Source organism: Bacillus sp. z50 (assembly GCF_058313585.1).
The window spans coordinates 437,673-461,947 of record NZ_JBZFQL010000003.1 but is presented as its reverse complement, the minus strand read 5'-3'; the positions used below and the strand labels follow the sequence as shown (position 1 = coordinate 461,947).

Here is a 24,275-nt window from a genome sequence, read left to right as displayed (position 1 = left end):
GTTAGCAAACTAGGTTGCTAGGAAACTGTGTTTTTAGTTGTTTAGTCTTCTACTATATCCTTACGATTCTTCTTAAGCATTTTAGAAAGTACCTCATAAACAATCGGTACTACTACTAAAGTTAATAGCGTGGAACTAATCAAACCGCCAATAACGGTAATAGCCAGGTCTTTTGAAACAAGACCTCCACCGCCGCCATCACCGAGTGCCATTGGTATCATTGCACCAATTGTAGCAATAGCAGTCATGAGAATTGGGCGCAATCTTGTTGCTCCAGCCTCAAGAATGGCTTCACGCATCTTCATTCCTTCACGTTCCATGTGAATGATACGGTCAACTAACACTATGGCATTTGTAACAACAATACCAATTAACATTAACAGACCCATCATAACAGATACAGAAATGGTTTGATCAGTTAGATATAATCCAACAAATGAACCTATTACTGCAAATGGCAAGGAGAACAGAATGGCAAATGGCGCCAATCCTTCACGGAATGTGACAACTAGGATAAAGTAGACAATTGCAACTGCTGCAATCATGGCCACCCCTAGCTGTGTAAATGTCTCAGTCATATCTGCTGCAACGCCCGCAACTCCCGTCGTTACACCCTTAGGTAGATCGAGTTTATCCACTTCTTCATCTGCTGCAGTTGAAGCCTTGGATACATCTTCACCGATAATGGTTGCAGACACAGTCGCATAATACTCACCTTCAGAACGAGCTAATGTGTTGAGTGTTGTGCCTTCTTCAACTTTTACTAACTCGGATAAAGGCATTGCCGTACCCTGTGCAGTTGGTATTGGCGTTTTCAGTAAGTCATCCATTGATTTCGGATCAGCTTTCGCTTCACGTTGAACGACTACCTCTATATCATTGCCATCATTTTCAACTGTCGTTAATACTTCTTTTTGATCAGATGCATTTAGTGCCATAACAATTTGGCCAGTAGTTAAACCATATTGAAGGACATCCGCCTGATCCACATTTAATACGTGCTCAACATATGGATCCTCGGCATCAGAAGTCACATCTTCAACTTCATCCACATTACCGAGAGCGCCTTCCACTTGTTTAACAGCATTCTGCAGATCATCCAAGTCCTTACTGTAAATCGTGTAGCTTACTTCATTGGATGACATGCCGCCCATAGCTGCAAAGTCTTGCAGCTTCCATTCACCTGATTGGCCGATATTAAGTAAATATTCTTCAACTTCTTCTTTTGCCTCACTGAAGTTTTCCATATCAGGATCAAAGATGAGGAACATTAATGCTCCGCCAGCACCGCCGCCCATAGCCATAGATGCTGCCATATCAGCAGAATCAGAATCGTTTACGGATATCTGGATTGTATCTATATCTTTCCGATCCATTAACTTCTCTTCGACTTGCTCAATGTTTTTCAATGTATCTTCCTGTAACTCACCAGTAGCTGGTGTGTACGTAATATACATTGTTTTCTCTTCCTGTGATCCCATAAAGCTGAATCCAATTAACGGTGTTAAGGCTATTGAACCAACTAGCAGAACAACAGCGATAATGGAGGTGATGATTTTATGGTTCAGCACCTTCGCCAATACACCTTTATACCATAATGCTAGTTTACCTACTTCTTTATGCTGACCTTCTTTTCTTTCACCATATATTCCTTTACGGAATAAGAAGTGAGATAGTGCCGGAACAATTGTAATGGCCACGATTAACGATGCAATCAAGGCAAATGACATTGTTAAGGCGAATGGCATGAACAATTCTCCTACCATACCACCAATGAAGACCATTGGGGCAAATACTGCTATCGTTACTAATGTTGAAGACAATATAGGCTTGAACATTTCAAGCGTTGCTTCACGAATCAGTGCACGCCCTCTAAGCTTCTCTTCTTTCAAGTGCATTCTTCGATAAATATTTTCCACAACGACAATGGAGTCATCAATTACCCGTCCAATCGCAACCGTAATCGCACCAAGTGTCATGATATTTAAAGTAATATCCATCCAATTCAAGAGCAACAATGCCATGAAAATGGATACTGGTATAGAGATAATGGATATAATCGTAGATTTGATATCCCGTAAAAATAACAAGATAACCAGAATCGCAATTAATCCGCCAAATAAAGCTTTTTCAATCATCGTAAATACAGAGTCTTCAATTGGTTTACCCTGGTCAAGCGTAACATCGATCTTCAATCCATCGATTGCCTTCTCCTGGTCATCAATTAAATCTTTAACAGCATTCACGACTGTCACGGTATTTGCTTCCTGCCCTTTAACGATTTGAATCGCTATGGCATCCTTACCGTTCGTACGTGAAACGGATTCTACTTTACCAACCGTTTCAATTTTTGCAATGTCACTCAATTTCACAAATGGCGTTGGATTTTCCGCAGACGGTGTAACTGGAATGACCATGTTTTTCAGGTCATCAACTGTTTTTAGTTTACCATCTACATAAACCGCTTCTTCGCCTTCCTCAAACTCATAAAGACCGAGTGAAAGCTCCATATCACTCGCCTGAATCATTTCCTTCACTTTGTCTTCAGTCAGTCCCAATTGCTTCATCTTTTCCTGATCGTAACTGAAGTTTACTTCTTCTATATGCTGTCCTGTGATAGTTGCAGAAGCTACACCATCAATATCTTCAATCTTAGGCAGGATTGTATCTTCAACAGTCGAGGTTAAATCTACAATGTCCTCTTCCTCACTGCTGATGGATAAGGATAGAATCGGCATCATATTCATACTGATTGCCATAATAGATGGTTCTTCAGCATCCTCCGGCATTTTTACTCCGTCAATAGCTGATTCAAGCTGACGCTTTTTCTCATCCATATCTACTCCGTACTCATACTCTACCTGAACCTGAGATACACTGGATGATGAATTGGAATATACGGCATTGACATCTTCAAGTCCTTCTATTGCCTTCTCCATTGGAATGGAGACTTCATTCATTACTTGCTCTGGAGCAGCACCGGGATATACACCCATTACAATTAAGTAAGGAATAGATATATCTGGAATTGACTCCATTTTCATTCTTGTACCTGAATAGATTCCTGATGCTGTAATAATAATCGTTAATAGCCACACGGCCAGTTTATTTCCTAAAACAAAGTTGACTAACCCCTTCACCCTTACACCTTCCTTTAACTAAAAAAATTCAAACAATTGACTCAATTCCTACAATTAATTATAATAATGACTGGTTGGTCAGATGTCAACTAAATGAACAGGGGTGTCGGCATGGTTAAAAAACAATTAATAATGGAAAGGGCCTTTGAGCTTTTCGCAAAGAATGGAATTGAAGCAACATCTGTTCAACAAATAACGGAAGTATGCGGAATCTCAAAAGGCGCATTCTACCTATCTTATAAATCTAAGGATGAATTAGTTTATGCACTTATTGATTACTTCCTGAGCGATATGGCAGCGAATATTGAACAGGCGGTCAGTGAATCTAATTCAGACCATTCACTGCTTTATCATTTTTATTTTAATATTTTTAGTTCGTATCAAAGCCATTCCAACTTTGCAAAGGTTTTAATAACAGAACAATTTACCTCCTGTAGTATGGAATTATTTGAACAGTTATCAAAATATGATCAATTTATGAACTCTATTATATTCTCTATTGTTGACCGACAATTTCCAAATGTGGATGATTCGATGCGACCAGATTTGGTTTATACCATTAAAAGTTTCTCTAAACTATATGCAGAGCTATTCATATCAAATTATCCTTTTGAGCTTGATACAGTATGCAAATCGTTAGTTGAAAAGGTAACCATTCTAGCTAACCAGGCAGACATTCCGCTTATTTCAGCAGAATATTTAACCTATACAAGCTCAAAATCTATCATTCCTACCAAGGGGGAACTGGTGGATTTGCTCACTGCAAAAAAGGATGAAATATCAGATCAAACCATACAGCAATCATTAGAGCTATTAAAAGATGATTTATTGAACCCCCAATATCCAGGAGTCATCATTCAAGGGCTACTAAAAAACTTAAAGGCAAATTCCCACACTAAATGGACTGCTTATTTATATGAAACATATTTGGAGACATTACAATAAATTTTAACAACCGGAATTATTCATAAATCCCAAACGCAGAAAATGCCTGGGATTTTATTTATACTTATTGATAGTTCCATATCAAATATTCTATTTATTCTATTAATATTTATTACACCCTGCGATATTGCAGTATAATAAATAGAATAAGATGATTTCACCAGGGAGGGGTTTTCGTAATTGAAGGATTTAGGAAACAGCCTTTATACCATATTGGAATGGGTTATGAGGTTTGCTTATGTAAATATATTATGGATTTTATTCACGCTGGCCGGTGTAATTGTTTTAGGGATATACCCCGCCACCACAGCCATGTTTTCTGTAATGAGAGAATGGTTGAGAGGGAATTCGGATTTACCTGTGTTCAATACTTTTTCGTCCTATTACAAAAAAGACTTTTGGAAAAGTAATCATTTAGGAATTTATACATCCATTATCTTTTTATTGATAGGTATTGATCTTTTTTACATACAGAGCGAGGCAAGCAAGCTTATGACCTGGACTCATATCCCGATATTTGCTTGCATTCTATTTTTTATCTTTTTACTTTTTTACCTGTTTCCTGTGTTCGCTCATTATGATTTAACGGTACGATCCAATTATAAACAAGCATTCTTCATTATGTTAATTAGCCCAATCCAAATTATCATGATGGTCATTTGCCTTGTTGCATTTTCAATCATCTCGTTCATCTTCCCTGCACTTGCATTTATTTTTGGTTTAAGCTTTTATTCCTTTATTACATCATGGTTAGCCTCTTCCTCTTTCAAACGTTTAGAGGCAAACAACAAAATCAAACAGACTGATTTATAACTCTGTCAGTTAATTAAAACGCAAAGCACAAATGCTCCTTTATCGCACTTGTGCTTTTATTGATTTCATTGAATAAATTCCTTAACCATAAAAACGACATACTCCCCATGCCAGGTGTATGTCGCTTTGGTTTATCCTATTATCCTTTTACTGCGCTAGCTGATAATCCTTCAATTACTTTATTACTAAAGAAAATAAAGGCAAGCAATAATGGTAGGAAACTGATAATTAATGTGGCACCGATGGCACCCCAGTCAGTCATATACTGTCCAATAAAATTCTGAATGCCGACTGTTAAGGTTTTATATTTATCAGAGCTGATAAACGTATTAACAAAAACGAATTCATTCCAATTGTAAATCATATTGATGATGACTGTCGTAGAAAGAATAGGCATGGACATTGGCAGGACAATCCGGAAAAACATCCGGTTGATTGAGCTTCCATCTATGATCGCAGCCTCTTCAATTTCTCTTGGCAATGTAGTATAGAAGCCAAGCAGAATCATCATCGTAATCGGTAAATTATATGCAGTGTAGGTAAGAACAATCGACCATGGATTATCAATTAAGTTTACGTTCAAAAACATATTGAACAATGGAATTAATGCTGAGTGAATTGGAATCATCAACCCGATCATAAACAAACCAAGCACCAGCTTACTGAATTTCCAATGCATCCTCGTAATCGCATAAGTTGCCATACTTGCAAAAAGAACTGTCAAAATAATGGCTACTCCTGTAATCCAAATACTATTAAAAAAGTATAATCCTATGCCTCCATCCCAAACCTTCAAATAGTTTTCCCATCTAAATTCGGAGGGAAGAGCAAAGGGCGAACCCGCAAATATCTCCTGATTGCTCTTTAATGAAAACAGGAAAAGCCAAATAATTGGGAACACCTGAAAGACCGCAACAACTGTCAAACAAGTATATAATACTATCTTTCCAAAACGAGCCATTCTTTTCCTCTCCTCTCTAATATTGGATTTCTTCCTTGGATGCAGTCAGTTTATTGATAATAAACGTCACAATTAACGTAATGACCAGTAACAGGAAGCCAATTGCACTGCCGTAACCAAAATTAGAGGATGAGAAAGCCAGCTTATACATATAGGATGCCATTACTTCACTGGATCCGTTCGGACCTCCGCCTGTCATAACATAAATAAGATCGAAATATTTAAGTGAACCAACAATAGCCAGTACAATTGTAACTTTTACAACTCCCATGATCAGTGGCAATTTAATCTTCATGGCAATCTGCCATGGAGTAGCACCGTCTATTTTTGCTGCTTCAATTAAAGATTCAGGTATATTTTTTAGGGCTGCATAATAAATCAAAATATAAAATCCTGCATACTGCCATAGGATGGGGATAAAAATAGCATATAAAACGATAGATGTATCAGATAACCATAATGGTGGATTTTCAACCCCAAACCAAACCAATATCGTATTTAATATTCCGTTCGATGGATTGAACACTTTAATCCAAAGCTGCGCAATAGCCACTGAAGATAGTAGCATTGGAATCAAATAAATTTTCCTTAATAAATTTGCCCCTTTTATTTTGGAAGCAAGAATGAGAGAAATAGCTAAATAGATAACTAAACTCAATGTTGAAAAGATAGCCAGTAAAATGGAATGCCAGGCACTATCCCAAAATTTCGCGTCCTGGATTGCATTTATATAGTTCTCCAATCCAATAAACTTCATGGCTCCAATGCCATCCCAATCCATAAGTCCATAATAACCTGTCAAAATAAGCGGGATAAAAATCAGTACACTGACCAATAACAAAGCCGGCAGAATATACATAGCTATAATCCACTTATTGGACATCACCTTATTCATAAAAACCACCTCATCTGTATGTAGGAAAAGGATTCATCGTATCAGGATGAATCCTTTTTCCTTTGTCGTTTTACTTTGAAGAAAGCGCCTTTTCATGCTCTTTTGCAAATTTCTCTGGAGTTGTTTCCTTGCCGAATAAAGCTTGAATTTGATCTAAGTGAACCTGTGCTGCATCGGAGCTTAATTGTACATCCGCATATAAGGTAATATTAGTTGCTTTATTTAATTTCCCTAAAACATCTACATACATTTGCGGCAAATCTAGCTTCTCAGCATCAATTTTAGTAGCTGGTATTACGCCGGCATCCGTGACAGATTTTTCTCCCCACTGCTGAACAAAGTAAGATACGAAATCCTTCGCCTCTTCTTTTACTTTAGAGTCTTCAGAAACAAACAATCCTACTCCAGGTCCACCAACATAACTGTTCATATCCCCTTTTCCATCAACAGATGGGAAGTCAAAGAAACCAACCTGATCTTTAAATTCCTGAGGTACATCTGGATTTGTGGTGTAGTTTGGCAAATCCCATGTAGCAATTAGATACATAGCGGCTTGGCTGTTCATGAACATACTTTTTGCTTCTTCATCAGATAAACCGTTGAATCCGTTTACAAATCCATTTGCATCAACTAATTCCTGTACTTTTTCAGCGGCAGATACAAGCGCTGGATCTTCGAAAGAACCTGAACGATCAATGGCACCTTTCAATGCTTCAGTCCCGCCAATTCGATCTGCTAAATACATATACCATAATGAACCAGTCCATTTATCCTTATTACCTAGCGCAATTGGCTCAACTCCATTTTTATCAAGCGTTTTTGCGGCCTTTACTAACTCATCAAATGTTTTTGGAGCTTCTAAGCCATTATCCTTAAAAATTTTCTTATTATAGAAGACAGAGGCTATATTAAGCTCCAGTGGCAGACCGTACGTTTTACCATCGATTTGGTAAGCTTCCGAAGTACCAGCTACAAAAGAATCCTTTAAATCTCCTTCTAGAATGTCATCCAGCGGCGCAAACTTTTTGCCATCCACGTATGGTTGAAGGTATCCTGCTGACCATGTCATTCCCACATCAGGAAGTTCATTGGAAGCAGATAAAACTTTAATTTTATCCTTGTATTGTTCATTGCTAAGTACTTCAAGCTCAACCTTAACATCCTTATGTTCCTTCTCATAATCAGCAACGATTTTCTGAACAATTTCATGATGTTGTTTAGAGCTTCCTTCCGGCCATAGGTGCATAAACTTAACAACTTTCTTTCCATCACTGTTTGACTTTTCAGTTTCTGACGAACATCCCGCTAGAACTAAAAATAAGGCCAAGAACCCAGCAAGAAATGAAAACGCTTTCTTTTTACGCATAATTAAACCCCCAATAGTTAATTTTACTTACTATTAAACTTAAATTTAGAATATCATGGAATACTTTGTTTGTCTACTAGATAAACAAAGTATTAGATGTTACTATTATAGTAAATGTGATAGAAATGAGGCGGACCATTGAAAACGTATAATCAGCAGGTTGTAAAAAAAGAAAATAAATCTTTGGTCATGCATGTTATTAAGGAATCTCCTCCTTTATCACGCACAGATGTGGCCAATAAAACCGGCCTTAATAAAGGAACAGTCTCTTCATTGGTTTCCGAGCTTATAGAGGAACAGCTCGTATCTGAATCCGGACCTGGCAAATCCAACGGTGGCCGACGGCCAGTTATGTTATTCTTCAATGAAAATGCAGGCTATTCCATAGGAGTTGATCTTGGAGTTAACTATATTTTAGGAATCGTAACCAACCTACAGGGGAAAATCCACAAAGAAAAACTGGAAAAATTCCAGGAACTAACCTATGAAGATATTAAAAAAAGACTGTATGAAATGATTGATTGTATGATTGCTTCCATTCCTGATTCACCATATGGTTTAGTCGGGATTGGTATTGGTGTACCGGGCACAGTTGATACAACTGGAAGAATTTTAATGGCTCCCAATTTAAACTGGAAAAACATCGATTTGAAAAATATGGTCGCAAAGAAATACTGTGTACCTGTTAAAGTTGAGAATGAAGCAAACTGTGGGGCATATGGCGAAAAAAAATTCGGTGTCGGAATAAACTTCACCAACATGATATACATCAGTATTGGGTTTGGAATCGGCGGCGGCTTAATCCTGAATAACCAACTTTATCAGGGCAATAATGGACTTTCAGGGGAGCTGGGTCACATGACAATCGAAAGAAGCGGAGAAAAATGCCGCTGTGGAGACCATGGATGCTGGGAATTATATGCATCAGAGAGAGCCCTAGTCAGTCAGGCGAAGCTCATGATGAATGATCCCGCCATTACACTCGAACACTTAATTGATCTTGCTGAAAATGAAGACCCTACAGCAATTGAATTATTCAGTGAAATAGGGAAATCGATTGGGATTGGCATTAATAATATCATTAATATTTTTAACCCTAATCAAGTTATTCTTGGCAATCGCCTGGCCGCCTGTGAAAAATGGATTCACTCTTCATTAGTAGAAACCATAAAAAATCATTCTCTATCTAATCATCAAAAGAACTTACATATACAATATTCAAGTTTAGCGAGTCATTCTTGCGCACTGGGCGTAGCTGCTTTTTCAACTGAACATTTCTTAGATAACGACCTGTATCATCAAAGTATTCAGACCTATCCATTAGTGCATCAATATTAGTTGCTTTCTTTGCTGACGCAATCAAGATTACACATTTATGAAAGCGCTTCTATTTTTTTATATATTAAGGAGGCTACAATAATGAAAATTCAAAACCCTATTTTAACTGGCTTTAACCCTGATCCAAGTATTTGCAGACGTGACGAAGATTATTATATTGCCGTTTCTACGTTTGAATGGTTCCCCGGGGTCGGTATTTATCACTCTAAGGATTTAAAAAATTGGTCATTAGTTTCCCGCCCATTAAATAGATTAAGCCAATTAAATATGATGGGAAATCCTGATTCAGGGGGTATTTGGGCTCCTGCTCTCTCCTACCATGATGGGAAGTTCTGGCTCATTTATACAGATGTCAAGGTGACAGGCGGACAGTGGAAAGACAGCCATAATTATCTCAGTACCTGTGAAACGATTGATGGCGAATGGTCTGATCCAATCCATCTTAATAGCTCTGGCTTTGATCCATCTTTATTCCATGATGATGACAGCAAAAAATATCTTGTGAATATGGTCTGGGATCATCGCCTTGGAAACCATAGTTTCTATGGAATTGTACTTCAGGAATATAGTGTAGAAGAGAAAAAGTTAGTTGGAGATAAAAAAATTATCTTTAAAGGAACCGACATCAAACTGACAGAAGCTCCGCATTTATATAAATGGAATGGCTACTACTATCTGTTAACGGCAGAGGGTGGAACAAAATATGATCACCAGGCAACCATTGCCCGCTCCAAAACGATTGATGGACCATATGAAGTACATCCGGAAAATCCGTTAATTACATCGTTTCCTTATCCAAGAAATCCATTACAAAAAGCGGGCCATGCTTCTATCGTTCACACTCATACAGATGAATGGTTTTTAGTTCATTTAACCGGACGCCCTCTTCCTAAAGAGAATCAGGCATTGCTGGATCCAAGAGGGTTTTGTCCGCTCGGCCGTGAAACAGCCATTCAACGATTGACTTGGGAGAACGATTGGCCGTATGTAGTGGGCGGTAATCAGCCTTCTCTTGAAATAGAAGGACCTAAGATGGAGGAAGTAAAATGGGTAAAAGATTATCCTGAAAAAGATGATTTTAACGAGAAATCATTGAATCTTAACTTCCAAACTTTACGGATTCCTCTAGGAGATCATCTCTCATTGGAAGCCAAACCAGGTCACTTGCGATTGTACGGTAAAGAATCACTCACTTCAAAATTCACACAGGCTTTTGTGGCAAGACGCTGGCAGCATTTTAACTTTACAGCTGAAACTAAATTGGCTTTTAACCCGGACACATTCCAGCAGGCCGCCGGCTTAGTAAACTATTACAACACGGAAAATTGGAGCGCCCTTCAGCTTACATGGAACGAAGAGAAAGGTAGAGTTCTAGATTTAACCGTATGTGATAATTTCACCTTTGATCGACCATTGAGTGGTAATGAAATTCCGGTACCGGATGAAATTGAATATGTTTATATACGTTCCGAAGTCCAAACAAACACGTATCACTACTCCTATTCATTTGACGGAGAAGCTTGGACACAAATCCCAGTAACCCTATACTCTTATAAACTATCTGATGATTATATCCGCGGTGGCGGATTCTTTACTGGAGCCTTTGTAGGCATGCAGTGCCAGGATACATCTGGAGAAGGCAAGGCTGCTGATTTTGATTACTTTACTTATAAGGTCAATGAATAATTTTCGTAGGTTAAAATAGACTACTTTTCTTAAGAGAGGATATCCAGGCCGGATATCCTCTTTTCTCATGTATAAATGCATCGTAAGCAAATTTCCTATGTTTAAGTCCTTACTGTTTTAGGAAAGGTATAGGATAACGAGGAGGTTTGTTTCTGATGGATACATTTTTGTATATATTGTTTGCTTGTTTTTATGCTGGCTTGCTCATCATGATGCTTCAATCCATAAAAAAGAGTGGTGTTAGCATAGTATCGAATGTATTGATTCTGGTTATTGTACCGCTCATCTATGATAATGCCATTCTTGGCATCGGAAAGTGGATTGGAGTGGGGGAAGTTTTAGAGAATTTGAATGCTGCTCGATACTGGATGCATGCGATTTTTACACCTTTGTTAATTTTATTTTCCTGGGATGTACTTAAACGTGCTGGGATCAAGTGGGTGAATACCACCTCAGCCATACTGATTACAGTTGCCTTTACACTAATTGCTTTTTTGATAGAACTATTTACAGTTGTGTGGGACCTCTCACTAAAAGCGGAAAAAAGCTATGGCATTCTAAGCTATTCTTCAACCAATTCTCCACAAGGACCGCCAATCATGATTTTAATGGTCACACTGGCACTTCTTGTGTCATCCATTATTCTTTGGAAAAGGACAGGTTGGTATTGGATGTTCGTTGGAACCGCACTTATGATTGTCGGGAGCATGGTCAAGATCCCAATGGAAAGCGGCGCAATCACCAATGCGTTTGAATTAATCTTACTCATCTCTCTTGTGTTTACAAAAAGGTATCAGGATCGTTATCAGGGGGGCAAAAAACTGGCTCTCGGTTGAATATCCAAAGAGACCAACCCAATGAAAATCAGCTTGGTCTCTTTAAAGCTCTATTTCTTATTAGGTTAAACTCCATTTACGATAAATAACAGATGCGCATTTAAAGGAAATATAAGACAATAAAATAAATCATAGTTATTGGGGGAGTTCATTTGAATTGGCTAGAACCTTTTAATAGAGATTTTTTTATTGATGAAGAAGAGGATAGCTCTCCTTTCTTCAGGAGCAAATCCATTGATGGTAATGGAGTGCCAAAACAATATTCCCTTCTGACGCAATTTTTCCTATTATTAAGTGCACAGTTGAGCGATAGCGTTACTTATTATCCGATAAAAAATGGCCTTATCAAGGATAAGGAGCTGCGAGAAATCATCTTGCACTTCGATGAGCGAAAAGAATTTATAGTGAATGATAAACCGATTGAGATCATGTTGGCTAAGCCCAATAATGATTCTTTAAAGCATCTCATGTCTAATCCCTTAAACCCTGTTATTAAGAGCCTTTTTCCACAAAGCAAACAACTTCAACAAGTTCAATTCTCACCTTCAAGTCCGTATAGAGTAATTCCAGAGAAAATCAATTCCTACGAGGACAAGGAGTTTGATCTAGTACTAGCCTATTTAAAAGAAAACACGGAAAGCCCTTCATTTGGTTTTCAACTCTCAAATTGGATTCTGAATGATTCCCTAAAAAATTCGCATGCTCTGCGTTATTTCTCTCATCACACACAAACACTTTGCCTGTGGATAGATGAATCAAAAAGAATTATCTCCATCGAAATGCAATTTTAGCATTAGCTGAAAGGAGAAAAACAATATTAAACAACACTAGCAGTAAAATATCTAACCTAAAATAACCCCTTGTTCTGAAAAACACACCAACCATGCTTAAGTCGCATAATACGTCTCAATGATGTATTTAAGGAAGGTTAGACAAACCTTCATCAATTATGGCGCTTTACGAATGGTAATGCGCCAATTACTGCCCGTACTAATGTGATAAGTATCAGCGAATGATTTTTGATTTAGGGCCAGCCCCAGATTATCAAGTGAATTAACATAAAGAATGGCTTCCTCCAATGCACTGTCTGCAAAAGATCTGCCATATACAACCTCTTCCTCAAACCTCACTGTTCCATCCTTTTCAATTTGAACCCAGACCTTATCCCCCAGTGAGATTTCCAGTTTTCTAAAGAGTTCTCGCGAAATATTCGTCCATAGATTTCCAAATCGAATATCAAGAATTTCAATAATACCGGTAATCTTATGATCATGTATGTATGCATCATAAAGAGGTAGTTCAATAAGGGAATCAACAGGTATTTCCGGCCCCACTTCCTCAAAACTAATCACCCCAGCTGCAATCCTTGCCCCTGTATACGCATAAACATCACGCCCGTGGAAAGTGTAGGATTCTCCTGAACGCGGCAAACGATTTACCTTCTCATCTATCACTCTTGCTTCCGTGATGCCAATTTTATTTTTGATATGGGATAGGGTACCGTTATCAGGCGTGACCACATAGTGTCCACCAGAGGTCTTTGCAACGATACTTCGGCGATCGCATCCTACACCCGGATCTACCACCGATACAAATACCGTTCCTTCCGGCCAATAAGAAATAGCCTGCAATAGACGGTATGAGCCTTCCCATATATTAAACGTTGGAATATCATGCGTATTATTACTAATCTTTAAAGATGGATCGACAGAAAGCGCTACTCCATACATAGCACTTACAGCCCCATCACTTAATCCAAAATCTGATTGAAAAACTAATAAACGTTTCAACTTCATCCCACCCATTTCTTTGTCCAAAATAAAAAACACCACGTCCTTACCATGATGAGGACGTGGTGTGACTTCACGTGGTTCCACCTTAATTCGCTGCTTACTCACATAAACAGCCTTCGTAAGCGTAAAAACGAATCAACGCTTCCTACACTCTGGTATGGATAACGAGTACCAAATCTCGTCGAAACCTATTCATATAATTAATAAATTATACTTTCAGCACGAGGCTCAGAGGCCATTTTCAATAATGGTACTTCCCGCTCCTTTTCAGCTGCCGAAGCTCTCTAAAAGAGAAATATCCAGAATCTACTCTCCTCTTCCATACTTTATAATATTTTGAATTATTAAAATTATAATGAGCTTGATTATGCTTTGTCAATATACATTATCCAAATATGGAAACAATAATCGATAAAACTGATGAATTCCCTATTCTTTTTGTACATTGTCTATATCTTATAAAGTGTGTCTACATGCTCGTCTAAATTTCGACTGTAATTCTTTTAACACAGGAATAGAGTCATCCATAAAAAATTTTCTGAATTATAGTAAAATGGGGACAGCGTACAGATTACGATGAGGGATACACTGTTTTCCGGTATAATCAGTCGCTAACATAGATAGAAAAATAAGAGTTTTTTTAATGGATGGAGGAATAAGCATGAAAAGGATAAAACTTGGTAGCAGCAGTTTAAGCGTTCCAGCTATTGCTGTAGGCTGTATGAGAATTGATTCTATGAATGATGACAATTTAGCAGCACATCTTACTTTTTGTATGGAGAATGGGCTGAATTTCTTTGACCATGCTGATATTTATGGAAATGGCATTTGTGAATCCAAGTTTGGTAAGGCCTTAAAGATTGCGGGATATAACAGAGAAGATGTAATCCTGCAATCAAAATGCGGGATCAAGCCGGGTACTATGTATGACTTATCAAAAGAGCATATCTTAACGTCTGTCGATAAAATACTAACACGCCTGGACACTGATTACTTAGATGCACTGGTACTTCATCGTCCAGACGCTTTGGTAGATCCTGAGGAAGTAGCTGAAGCATTCGATACCTTAGAGAGCTCTGGCAAAGTCCGTCAATTTGGCGTATCCAATCATAAGCCAATGCAAATTGAATTGTTAAAAAAATATGTAAAGCAGCCAATCATTGTAAACCAACTGCAACTAAGCCTCCCCTTTTCGAACATGATTGCTAATGGGATGGAAGTGAATATGCAAACAGAAGGCGCCGTTGAGAGGGATGGTAGTGTCCTAGATTATTGCAGACTCCATGATATAACCATCCAAGCTTGGTCACCTTTTCAATATGGTTTCTTTGAAGGTGTTTTTATCGGGAATGATGAGAAGTTCCCCGAATTGAACGAGACTCTTACAGAGTTAGCTGATAAATATGAAACAACTCCAACCGCTATTGCAGCAGCTTGGATTTTGCGACACCCAGCAAACATTCAGTTGATTGCTGGTACAACTAATCAAAAACGGATGGCTGACATTATTCGGGGCAATGAATTACAGTTAAGCCGTGAAGAATGGTATCGCCTTTATTTGAACAGCGGGCATATATTGCCTTAAAACCTTCCGAATAAAATGAAGAGCCTTAAGATACACTTAGGAAGACACTTTCCTTTCCAGTGTTATCCTATTTGAATTGAGGCTCTTCTTATCTTATTAGAAAGTCATCAATTTCACTAAAACTATTCTCTATCTATACCAACACTTATTCTTTCGTTTCATCAAAATTGCAAGCTATCGCTAGCATGTCAATGGGGTCTGCCACTTCGGAGACCGTATAAACGACTGTACCTTCCTGCCAAGAAATACGGTTATTGTCTGCTTTTTGCGAATCTATATCCGCTTTTACAGAACCATATTCATGGGGCACTGGCAGTTGGTTGCTTTCAAGATAGGAGACCATTTGTTTAGCGAGCGGGACGTAGTCACTGTTGCCTTCTATATTGGAGGCTTGGACTTGTAGATACCATCTTCCTTCATGCCAATTTAGCCACTTATGTCCTGCCCCTGCGTCCTCATATCCTTGGATGGAATGACCCAGATCTATAGGATTCCCTGCCTGGATCCCCTCAGGCTGTATATAGCCGATTTTTGATTTAGCCTCTTCTTCAGTTTTATACTGATGGACTTCTATTACAGCAATCGGTTTTGCAATGGTACTATTGTTCAACTCTTTACTGTTGACTGGTATCATTTTTTCGCTTTCAAAAAATATAACGCGATACATATCAGATTCCGAAAGGGTCGCCGCACTTAGATTCTTGTCCTCAGACGATAGCGGAAGATGTATGGGTAGCTTAGGAGATATTGAGCCTTTGATTTGTTCCTTGGCATCTTTTATTACTTTTTCCTGAGATAATGAGGCATCATGTGAGTCGTTTTGTTCAGCTTTTACAGGGCTTCCGTTGGCAGATTCGCTGTCTTCCTTCTGATCCGTTGAAGATTTTTCTGTTGTTACAGGTTGAGCTGATTCTTCATGTTTCTCCCCTGCTTTTTTATCCGTAGCTGCATCTTCATGCGAGCATCCAGCAAGGTAAATGCTTGTTAAAGCTAGCACGATACCCATCTGTTTCAACATTTTACTCACCCCTTTCTTTGTCGTCTACCACGTTATGATGCCAGATAATCCTATATACCAAAAAACGGTATAATTATAACAAGACTGATTCCTCAAAAAAAAAGCATAAACCTTCCGAAGCGGAAAATTTATGCTTTATGTCATATATAAAACAAAAACCACCAAAATTATGTATTTGGTGGAGACGGTGAGAGTCGAACCCACGTCCAAAGATAACGGCACTTATGCATCTACGAGTGTAGTCGATATATTGGCAATTCGCTGTGCCTTATGCCTATCGACACTGCCATAAGTGTTTAAAGATTTATCTATACTGTATATTGAATGATTTTCTCCACTAGGGAGTATTACATATTTACGAACTTGGTTCGGAGACCTGTTTATATTATACTATTATTTCTTCAAAAGGGTATAATTGGTATAAAAATTAAGGAGGTCTTTTAATGCGTTGCAACTACTTACTAGAAATTCATTTTGAATATCCAACTAAATTAGATGATGGTATAGAAAGAAATATATATTATGAAAGGGATTATTACGATAAATTAAAAATTGAAAATGATAAATTAACAATTTCCTTTAAAAGAAATAAGAAAAAAGATATAGGGACTTCTTTATTAAACTTCAATAGTACCTTTAATAAGCAGATCAATAAATCTTTAACATTTCTAGCAGTCGTGGTAGGGGATATTCCTACTATTAAAGAAATACAGCTATCTAGTTGTAATTCTAGAGGTGAAATAACTCACACCCACACTATTGATAAAATAAATCAACCTTTAAACAGAACTCTTGCTAAAAATTTGCTATGGAACTTTGAAGAAGCTGAAATTCTATTGAAGGACAATAGCTTATCTCACGCATTATTATTAGCTACAGTATATTGGCTTAAAGCACAAGATGATACATTAGAAGGACATAAGTTTGAAAAACACTGGAAATCATTTAATACCTTATATACTTTAATATCAAATAAAGATATAGAATTTGACAAATTAGTATCCATCAAAAAATTTATTTGGAGTAACCCTCCCCTTTTTCCAGAAACGATAAATTTTGTAACTAATTTTACTGAACAAGATATAAGAAAACTACGAATTAGAGAAATGATATTAAATGACCATAACACAATAAACCAAACAAAAGCATGGGCTGATTTTATTTGTAGATACAACGATTGTCGAATGAATCAGATATTCAAAGTAACACTTCCATATAGAAAAGACTTTTTAATTTCGAAAGGACTATATAGTGATGTTCAAGATAGTATAGATACCGCACTTTCTCAAAATAAGAAAATAGATGTTGAAATTATTACATTCTATTTAATTAAATACTCATACTTCATTAGGAATAAATACTTTCATGCTGAAAAAATTGATTCTACTTTCTATCTAATTCCTACTGATGAAATAAAAGAACTATCACTTTTAAATGAAATATTCTCTATTTTTCTAAAAGAGTTACTAATTTCATATAAAAACTATCAATGTTAAATCATCACAACGTTTAAACTAGATTGTATATATGACGTATAAACTTGCTACCTCCTTACTAATTTCTACCCCACAAGGAATAGGATTTATGTAAATATTTCATTAAACATACATAATGTTAGTGTTTGGTACTTCACGCTATAAACACCCAACTTTATTTCCATTTTTATAAACTTGTTTCTGATCGCAATTTAAATCAAGGAGGGTTAATTTATGGGTAGAGATAAACAGCGTAGAAAAGCCATTCAAAAACAGCAAAGAATGAAAAGAATCCAAAAAGGTAAACTTGTTCCATTTTCATTAGCTAATTCTCCACGAAAGTTTAGCGGGAGAATTAACCAACATGAATATAAAACAAATATACATAATCTAATATTTGTAGGATCTCTTTTTAAGAATGTTAAATATACAGCTTCTAATATAACTTCCTGTAACTTTCGAGACAGTAAAATTATTGGAGTAGACTATATAAACACTAATCTTAAGAATAGTAAATTTAAAAATGCCCATTTTGAAAATGTAATTTTTTATAGTGTGAATATAAGAAATACGGATTTTTATAATGCCACCTTTAAAAATGTATATTTTATAAATACAAATACTACTGTTGCAAAAAATTTAGATATAGATCAGCCCAATATATTTCTTCTTAATGGACACCCTTCTTTAAATATAGATAACACTTTAATCAGTTCTATAGAAAAGCTAATGGAACTTACTAAAATACAAAAGCATTATGTACTTACTACTAGAAATTCAAAAGGCAAGAAAATAAATAATTGGATACTCTACTTACTGTTACAGTCTTTTTCTGAAAAGGAATTAAGTCATGCTTTCTTAAGAATGTATTTAAAAGATAGGAGGAACTCTAACAAAACAATGTTTACGTATTTTAGCTTTTTGGAATATTTATCTAAATACTATAAGAAAGATGGTATACTATAATTGTCCTGCCCTGGAACCATATATTGGTGAATGTCAAGGAAGAATCGGGGACAGTTATATTTGACTGGTATTCAGGAAGGGGTGGTAACTATGTTATCTTCTGTATCTAATGGTTTAACTATTATCGGATTCGTAGTTAGCTTGTTAGCATTTGGGGTTTATATTTTATTAAAAAATATTGATTCTGTCCTTCCTCGATTACTCGGGGTAATCTCCAACAAAATTCTAATAAAATTTATAATTCATCCCTTTAAATTCAATACCACACATCAAAACATGTTTTTATTGTGCAAAAAAAAGTTTTTAAATCATTGTTTATATTGTGCATGCAGCAGTTACTTATCCTAATAGCCCCCGTCCCCCATAGGGTAGGGGGGATTGTAATATTTTAAATTGCATAATTTTACACAGTTAATGCTATATTGCTAATAATATATTCAATCACCCTAATATCATTTACTCTGATTTCAGCTGATTGCGGATACATATTTATAACATCTCTCACTATTATTGGCACACTGAACCTATCTGCTGCAATCATCATTTGTTTAATATACCTGGGTGCACATGAATACATTATTATCTCTCCACTTTCTTCACTCACATTGATGTTAGTTTCTTGTTCTTCCTTTAAGTAGATCATTACTGAATTCCTCCTTATTATTAACAGCTAATCTCTAGCTAGATATATTAGTAATTTCATAGATATAGTTAAGTCTGTATAATCTAAGTCTGTATATTAAGTTTGTATAACGGTCGTTTTTTAACCTATTGATTAAACCAATTTATACGCTTAGAAATGCAAATCTATTAGTCACAGATTTGGTTAATCACAAGTGTTTGTGACTTCTAATTCAAATAAATTTTCTAATCTAAATCTATCTTGATCTGCAATTAAATAAATCTTTTCTCTCCGCTTATCCAATTCAATCAATAGATGTGGTACTTGCTTTCCTAAATCCTCTTTTGTATGTGGTTGAAGCGGAAAATAAATATTATTATTCTTATGTTTTCTTATTATTAAAAGCCCTGCTTCAACTAATCTCTTATTAGCACTAACAATACTTTGGCGGCTACAATACAAATAATCTTCTAGCTGATATATCGTGGGAAATGCATACCCAAATTCTTCGTTATATAATTCAAGATATTTCACATATAATGCAATATCAAAAGGTTTGATTAGTCCTAATTGAACATAGTAAAAAATATCAGTCGAGACTTTTTCAAACCTCTTATCAACATTATGGGTCGCTAATGATTGCTTAGGAACTATCTTTGCCAATCTTTCACCTCTTCTCTCAATTAAAAAAGTGTAAAGGCGTTTTACCCTTACACTTATCTACTTGCAATTATTAAATTTTTTAGGACATACATTTATAAAAAATCTCTTAAATTGGTTGCAACTTCTTCGATATCTAAATCTAGATATTGTGTTGTAACTGCTAAATCAGAATGACCTAACGCTTTACTGATCAAAGCTATATTTGCCCCCTTATCTAATAAGTTCTTAGCATAAGCCCGTCTTATTGCGTGGGCATTTATATTTTTTAAATTATATTTCTTAGAATATCTGTTCAGTTGTTTTGAAATAGCACAGTTAGAAGATTTACTTGTATTCATAGGTAACCCATTTTGAGTAATAAATATATTCCGATTATCAGTATTAAAATATCCTCTAATACCATTATTCAAATCAATTAACATCTGTATCATCTTTGCCAATTCATGATCAATCGGCAGCTTTAAAAATTTGTGATTTTTTAGTGTTGAACCATCCAAATTCAAGTATAAGTTCTCATAATCAATATGGCGTTCTCTTAATTCCCCTAAGGTACGGATACGGATTCCTGTTTTATACATTAAATTGATAGCAACCGCATCTCTAAATCCAACAAATGTTGTCTGATCTATTAGCATTAGTAACTTATCGATATCGGACTCCTTAGCCCCTTCTTTAATTTCCTTATCAACTTTAATATGAATGTTATTCCAGAAGCGGTCTTTAATCCAACCGTTATTATAGAATTTGCTTAACACCGCTTTTAATGATTTTAATCGAATCAGTTTTGTTGGTGATGAAACTTCCAATATATCTAAATAATGATAGATAGAATCTATTGAAATATCTTCAACATATATTAAATTATTTACTTCTACAAACTGATTAAAGATATATTGATAACTTTCAATTGTTCTTCGACGATTCCCGGCAATTCTCATTTGCTGAAACACTTTATCTAGTGCATCAACCACCGTAATAGTATCTCTTTTAAATTTATTCTTTGAATTTAATACAACTACATCACTATTTACTGCAAAAACCCCATGCTTTCTTTTATTATTAGACATAATAAAAACCTCCATATTCATCAACGAATTTGAAGGTCTCCAACTAGCAATAATATGTAAGTATGAAAAAAGGGATATTAAAACGAGGTTCAAATCCCGTTTAATATCCCTAGTTTATCTAACCGTTAATATAACAGTAATTCCACCGTATGTATTTGGTGGAGACGGTGGGAGTCGAACCCACGTCCAAAGATAACGGCACTTATGCATCTACGAGTGTAGTCGATATATTGGCAATTCGCTGTGCCTTATGCCTATCGACAGGCGTCCGGACAGCTAGTCTGGTTATTCTCTTCCTTCTCCCTCAGACGGTGAGATCCGGCGTAGTCCACTAAAGTTGAGTCCCTTACCCTACCACATGGACGATGGAGGGAGGAACAGCTTATCGACTGTTATTAAGCAGCGAAAGCTAAGTTGTTGTTTTGTTTGCCAGTTATAGGCTGTGACGTTTTAACGAGGCCGATCCCCTCGACTCGCAACATAAGCTCGAACTACCCCTGTCGAATCCGTAACGTCCCCATGATAAGAATGTGGATCGTACGAAATGAAGAAGCGTACTTTGAGCGTTGCTTCTATTCAATTGTGGTACATAAGTAATTATAACATAATGAATATGAAATTCAATTGTAAGAACTTGGTGAGAGTACCAGTCAAAGCTTAACGCTGACGTTCTTTGAACGCTCGTTCGATTTCACGCTTTGCTTCTTTTCTCTTCAAGTCTTCACGTTTATCATAATTCTTTTTACCCTTACCTAAACCGATCAAAACTTTTGCAAAACCGTTCTTTAAATACAGCTTCAATGGAACAAGTGCATATCCCTGTTCTTTTGTGGAACCAATTAATTTACTGATTTCCTTATTATGCAAAAGTAGCTTACGCACACGCAATGGGTCGTGATTATAGCGGTTACCCTGCTCATATGGGCTAATATGCATTCCCATTAAGAATACTTCCCCATTAATAATCCTTGCATATGAATCCTTTAAGTTCACACGACCATTTCGAATCGATTTAATCTCAGTTCCCTGCAAAACAATTCCTGCTTCATAGGTTTCCTCGATAAAGTAATCATGGTACGCTTTTTTATTTTGGCCGATTACCTTTCCTGAACCTTTTGGCATATAATTGCCCCCTCTCTCTTTATATGGGTTAGGTGAATAAAGAGCCCAGAATATCAGGCTCTCCTTTTATCATACTACAGCAATGGCTTCTATTTCTACAAGTCCGTCTTTTGGAAGCCGCGCTACTTCTACCGCACTCCTTGCCGGAAAGCTGCCGGTAAAGTAGGTTGCGTATACTTCATTAACTGCTGCAAAATCATTCATATCATTCAGGAAGACCGTTGTCTTCACAATTTGGTCCAAACCAAGGCCTTCTTCGTTTAAAATGGCCTGAATATTTTTAAATGCTTGGTGAGTTTGTTCCTTCACACCATCTTTTAATTCGCCCGTCTCAGGATCTAATCCTAGCTGGCCTGATGTATAAATAAACCCATTCACTCGAATGGCTTGAGAATATGGCCCGATTGCGGCCGGTGCTTTAGCTGTTTGAATCGTAATCTTACTCATTCTAGTATTCCTCCATTTCGCTAAATTCCATACCTTTAGTATTCGATTGAAATGTCCTCTTATCCTTCCATCAGGAATGGGATGCGGACTTAAAGAAAAAAGGAAGATGCAACAATTACGCATTCTTCCTTACTCTTTTATGCTTCAAGTGAATTCATTTCAACCATTTTACCATTGTATACTTCTTTGTTCAATTCGCCTGTCATACGGCCGGTTACTAATCCTGCTGTTGCTGAACCGCTGACATTAAGAGCTGTTCTTCCCATATCAATTAATGGTTCTACAGAGATCAGTAAGGCAGCTATACCAATTGGCAGGTTCATGCTGGATAATACGATTAATGCGGCAAAGGTAGCTCCTCCGCCAACACCAGCTACACCAAATGAACTGATAGCTACAATGATGACTAATTGAATAAGGAAAACGGGATCTAGCGGATCAGGTGCAATCATTACAGCCAGCATAGCCGGGTAAATTCCTGCACATCCATTTTGACCAATAGACGCTCCCAATGAAGAAGAAAAGTTAGCAATCCCTTCAGAGTTACCAAATTGTTTGGTTTGAGTCTCTATATTAATAGGAATAGCTGCCGCACTGGACCGGGATGTAAAAGCAAACGTAAGTAATGGACCCATTTTCTTAACATATTGCATTGGATTTAAACCGCTAAAGAATAATATAACTAAGTGGATCAGGAACATCACGATCAATGCTACATAGGAAGCAATAACAAATGTAGATAATTCAATGATTCCTTGTACATTTGTATTAGCAATGGTTGTAGCCATTAACGCTAAAATACCATACGGTGTTAAACGAAGAATCAACGTAACGATTCGCATGACAATTTTATATAAGGCATTAATGATTTTCTCAAATGTTTCAAATTCTGCAGGTGCCTTTCTTCTAACACCAATTGCCGCAATTCCAACAAACGCTGCAAAAATAACAGTTGCGATTGTAGAAGTAGGTCGTTGGCCAGTCAAATCAAGAAACGGATTTGTTGGGATGACCTGCAAAATACGTTCCGGAAAGCTTTGGTTCTCTACTTGAACCATAGTTTCTTCTAATTGAGCAGAACGCGCCTCTTCTGCTTCGCCAGATTCAAGATGGTCCGCTGATAAATCAAACGTTAAGGCACTGCCAATTCCAACAGCTGCCGCTATAGCTGTTGTTAATACCAGAATTCCGATAATGGAGAAACTGATTTTACCAACTCCAGCCTGCCCTTTTATGCGAATGATAGCCGATATAATCGACACAACGATCAAAGGCATGACAATCATTTTCAAAAAGCTAACATACCCTGTTCCAACAATACTGTACCAGTTTTTTGTATCTGCCAATACAGCACTCTCAGGATCAAATGCCAATTGAAGGAATACACCTAAAAGAATTCCTAATCCAAGACCTGTAAATACTCGTTTTGCAAAAGAAACATGTTTCTTTTGCATATAGAAAAGTACACCGACTAATGCTAACAAAATAAGAATATTTATAATAACTAAGGTCGTATCCAATTCAATCTCTCCCCCTT

21 protein-coding genes and 1 other RNA gene are annotated in these 24,275 nt (G+C 36.7%); 9 read left to right on the top strand and 13 right to left on the bottom strand.

The annotated features are described in order from the left end of the window. Positions 1-41 precede the first annotated feature (41 nt). Positions 42-3,140: an efflux RND transporter permease subunit gene (locus AC4G3N_RS11580; RefSeq protein WP_139892234.1), complete on the bottom strand. Its 3,099-nt coding sequence runs from the start codon at positions 3,138-3,140 to the stop codon at positions 42-44. 111 nt (positions 3,141-3,251) lie between these two features. Here AC4G3N_RS11580 and AC4G3N_RS11575 point away from each other — a divergent pair, with 111 nt between their 5' ends. Then, the gene (locus AC4G3N_RS11575; protein WP_181162024.1) at positions 3,252-4,085 is read left to right on the top strand and encodes a TetR/AcrR family transcriptional regulator; all 834 of its coding nucleotides are present in this window, start codon (positions 3,252-3,254) and stop codon (positions 4,083-4,085) included. Between the two features lie 180 nt (positions 4,086-4,265). Beyond that, positions 4,266-4,898, top strand: a complete 633-nt coding sequence (locus tag AC4G3N_RS11570) for a YesL family protein (protein ID WP_139892232.1) — start codon at positions 4,266-4,268, stop codon at positions 4,896-4,898. A 139-nt stretch (positions 4,899-5,037) separates the two neighbouring features. Here AC4G3N_RS11570 and AC4G3N_RS11565 read toward each other — a convergent pair whose 3' ends face one another. The 3 genes from AC4G3N_RS11565 to AC4G3N_RS11555 form a co-directional block, all read right to left on the bottom strand. Beyond that, positions 5,038-5,859: a carbohydrate ABC transporter permease gene (locus tag AC4G3N_RS11565; protein ID WP_066106309.1), complete on the bottom strand. Its 822-nt coding sequence runs from the start codon at positions 5,857-5,859 to the stop codon at positions 5,038-5,040. A 16-nt stretch (positions 5,860-5,875) separates the two neighbouring features. Beyond that, positions 5,876-6,754 (bottom strand): carbohydrate ABC transporter permease, encoded by an 879-nt coding sequence (locus AC4G3N_RS11560; RefSeq protein WP_066106306.1) that lies wholly within the window; start codon positions 6,752-6,754, stop codon positions 5,876-5,878. A gap of 70 nt (positions 6,755-6,824) precedes the next feature. Continuing rightward, positions 6,825-8,120 (bottom strand): extracellular solute-binding protein, encoded by a 1,296-nt coding sequence (locus tag AC4G3N_RS11555; RefSeq protein WP_491090244.1) that lies wholly within the window; start codon positions 8,118-8,120, stop codon positions 6,825-6,827. A gap of 138 nt (positions 8,121-8,258) precedes the next feature. Between AC4G3N_RS11555 and AC4G3N_RS11550 the strand changes: the two genes are divergently transcribed. The 4 genes from AC4G3N_RS11550 (at position 8,259) to AC4G3N_RS11535 (ending at position 12,771) form a co-directional block, all read left to right on the top strand. Then, on the top strand, positions 8,259-9,458 hold the full coding sequence (locus AC4G3N_RS11550; protein WP_491090243.1) for an ROK family transcriptional regulator: 1,200 nt from the start codon (positions 8,259-8,261) through the stop codon (positions 9,456-9,458). A 78-nt stretch (positions 9,459-9,536) separates the two neighbouring features. Continuing rightward, complete coding sequence (locus AC4G3N_RS11545) at positions 9,537-11,144, top strand: glycoside hydrolase family 43 protein (RefSeq protein ID WP_491090299.1); 1,608 nt, start codon at positions 9,537-9,539, stop codon at positions 11,142-11,144. Between the two features lie 155 nt (positions 11,145-11,299). Then, positions 11,300-11,980 (top strand): hypothetical protein, encoded by a 681-nt coding sequence (locus tag AC4G3N_RS11540; protein WP_491090242.1) that lies wholly within the window; start codon positions 11,300-11,302, stop codon positions 11,978-11,980. A gap of 152 nt (positions 11,981-12,132) precedes the next feature. Next, positions 12,133-12,771 carry a hypothetical protein gene (locus AC4G3N_RS11535; protein ID WP_066106296.1) on the top strand — a complete coding sequence of 213 codons (639 nt, stop codon included), beginning with the start codon at positions 12,133-12,135 and terminating at the stop codon, positions 12,769-12,771. 156 nt (positions 12,772-12,927) lie between these two features. Here AC4G3N_RS11535 and AC4G3N_RS11530 read toward each other — a convergent pair whose 3' ends face one another. Continuing rightward, positions 12,928-13,776 carry an SAM hydrolase/SAM-dependent halogenase family protein gene (locus AC4G3N_RS11530; RefSeq protein ID WP_491090298.1) on the bottom strand — a complete coding sequence of 283 codons (849 nt, stop codon included), beginning with the start codon at positions 13,774-13,776 and terminating at the stop codon, positions 12,928-12,930. A 658-nt stretch (positions 13,777-14,434) separates the two neighbouring features. Between AC4G3N_RS11530 and AC4G3N_RS11525 the strand changes: the two genes are divergently transcribed. Beyond that, positions 14,435-15,358 (top strand): aldo/keto reductase, encoded by a 924-nt coding sequence (locus AC4G3N_RS11525; protein ID WP_139892228.1) that lies wholly within the window; start codon positions 14,435-14,437, stop codon positions 15,356-15,358. Positions 15,359-15,503: 145 nt separating this feature from the next. Here the strand turns inward: AC4G3N_RS11525 and AC4G3N_RS11520 are convergent, their stop codons facing one another. Further along, positions 15,504-16,376 (bottom strand): hypothetical protein, encoded by an 873-nt coding sequence (locus AC4G3N_RS11520; RefSeq protein ID WP_490552489.1) that lies wholly within the window; start codon positions 16,374-16,376, stop codon positions 15,504-15,506. Between the two features lie 443 nt (positions 16,377-16,819). On the opposite strand from AC4G3N_RS11520, the gene AC4G3N_RS11515 reads away from it, so the two are divergent. Beyond that, positions 16,820-17,872, top strand: coding sequence for a hypothetical protein (locus AC4G3N_RS11515; protein WP_491090241.1), 1,053 nt, complete (start codon positions 16,820-16,822; stop codon positions 17,870-17,872). Positions 17,873-18,085: 213 nt separating this feature from the next. Beyond that, entirely contained in the window at positions 18,086-18,817 is a 732-nt protein-coding gene (locus AC4G3N_RS11510) for a pentapeptide repeat-containing protein (RefSeq protein ID WP_491090240.1), read from the top strand. 403 nt (positions 18,818-19,220) lie between these two features. On the opposite strand, the gene AC4G3N_RS11505 is transcribed toward AC4G3N_RS11510, so the two are convergent. The 7 genes from AC4G3N_RS11505 to AC4G3N_RS11475 all read right to left on the bottom strand — a co-directional run bounded on the left by AC4G3N_RS11505 (position 19,221) and on the right by AC4G3N_RS11475 (position 24,258). Beyond that, positions 19,221-19,460 carry a hypothetical protein gene (locus AC4G3N_RS11505; protein WP_491090239.1) on the bottom strand — a complete coding sequence of 80 codons (240 nt, stop codon included), beginning with the start codon at positions 19,458-19,460 and terminating at the stop codon, positions 19,221-19,223. Between the two features lie 183 nt (positions 19,461-19,643). Continuing rightward, positions 19,644-20,102 (bottom strand): transcriptional regulator, encoded by a 459-nt coding sequence (locus tag AC4G3N_RS11500; protein WP_491090238.1) that lies wholly within the window; start codon positions 20,100-20,102, stop codon positions 19,644-19,646. Between the two features lie 92 nt (positions 20,103-20,194). Continuing rightward, on the bottom strand, positions 20,195-21,169 hold the full coding sequence (locus AC4G3N_RS11495; RefSeq protein ID WP_491090237.1) for a tyrosine-type recombinase/integrase: 975 nt from the start codon (positions 21,167-21,169) through the stop codon (positions 20,195-20,197). A gap of 156 nt (positions 21,170-21,325) precedes the next feature. Next, positions 21,326-21,688, bottom strand: a transfer-messenger RNA (tmRNA) gene (gene ssrA / locus AC4G3N_RS11490). A gap of 138 nt (positions 21,689-21,826) precedes the next feature. Then, complete coding sequence (gene smpB, locus AC4G3N_RS11485) at positions 21,827-22,291, bottom strand: SsrA-binding protein SmpB (protein WP_066106290.1); 465 nt, start codon at positions 22,289-22,291, stop codon at positions 21,827-21,829. Positions 22,292-22,360: 69 nt separating this feature from the next. Next, positions 22,361-22,738 carry a RidA family protein gene (locus tag AC4G3N_RS11480; RefSeq protein ID WP_066106287.1) on the bottom strand — a complete coding sequence of 126 codons (378 nt, stop codon included), beginning with the start codon at positions 22,736-22,738 and terminating at the stop codon, positions 22,361-22,363. A gap of 137 nt (positions 22,739-22,875) precedes the next feature. Then, a complete protein-coding gene (locus tag AC4G3N_RS11475) occupies positions 22,876-24,258 on the bottom strand; it encodes an L-cystine transporter (protein ID WP_148630672.1) in 1,383 nt (460 codons plus the stop codon). Positions 24,259-24,275 lie beyond the last annotated feature (17 nt).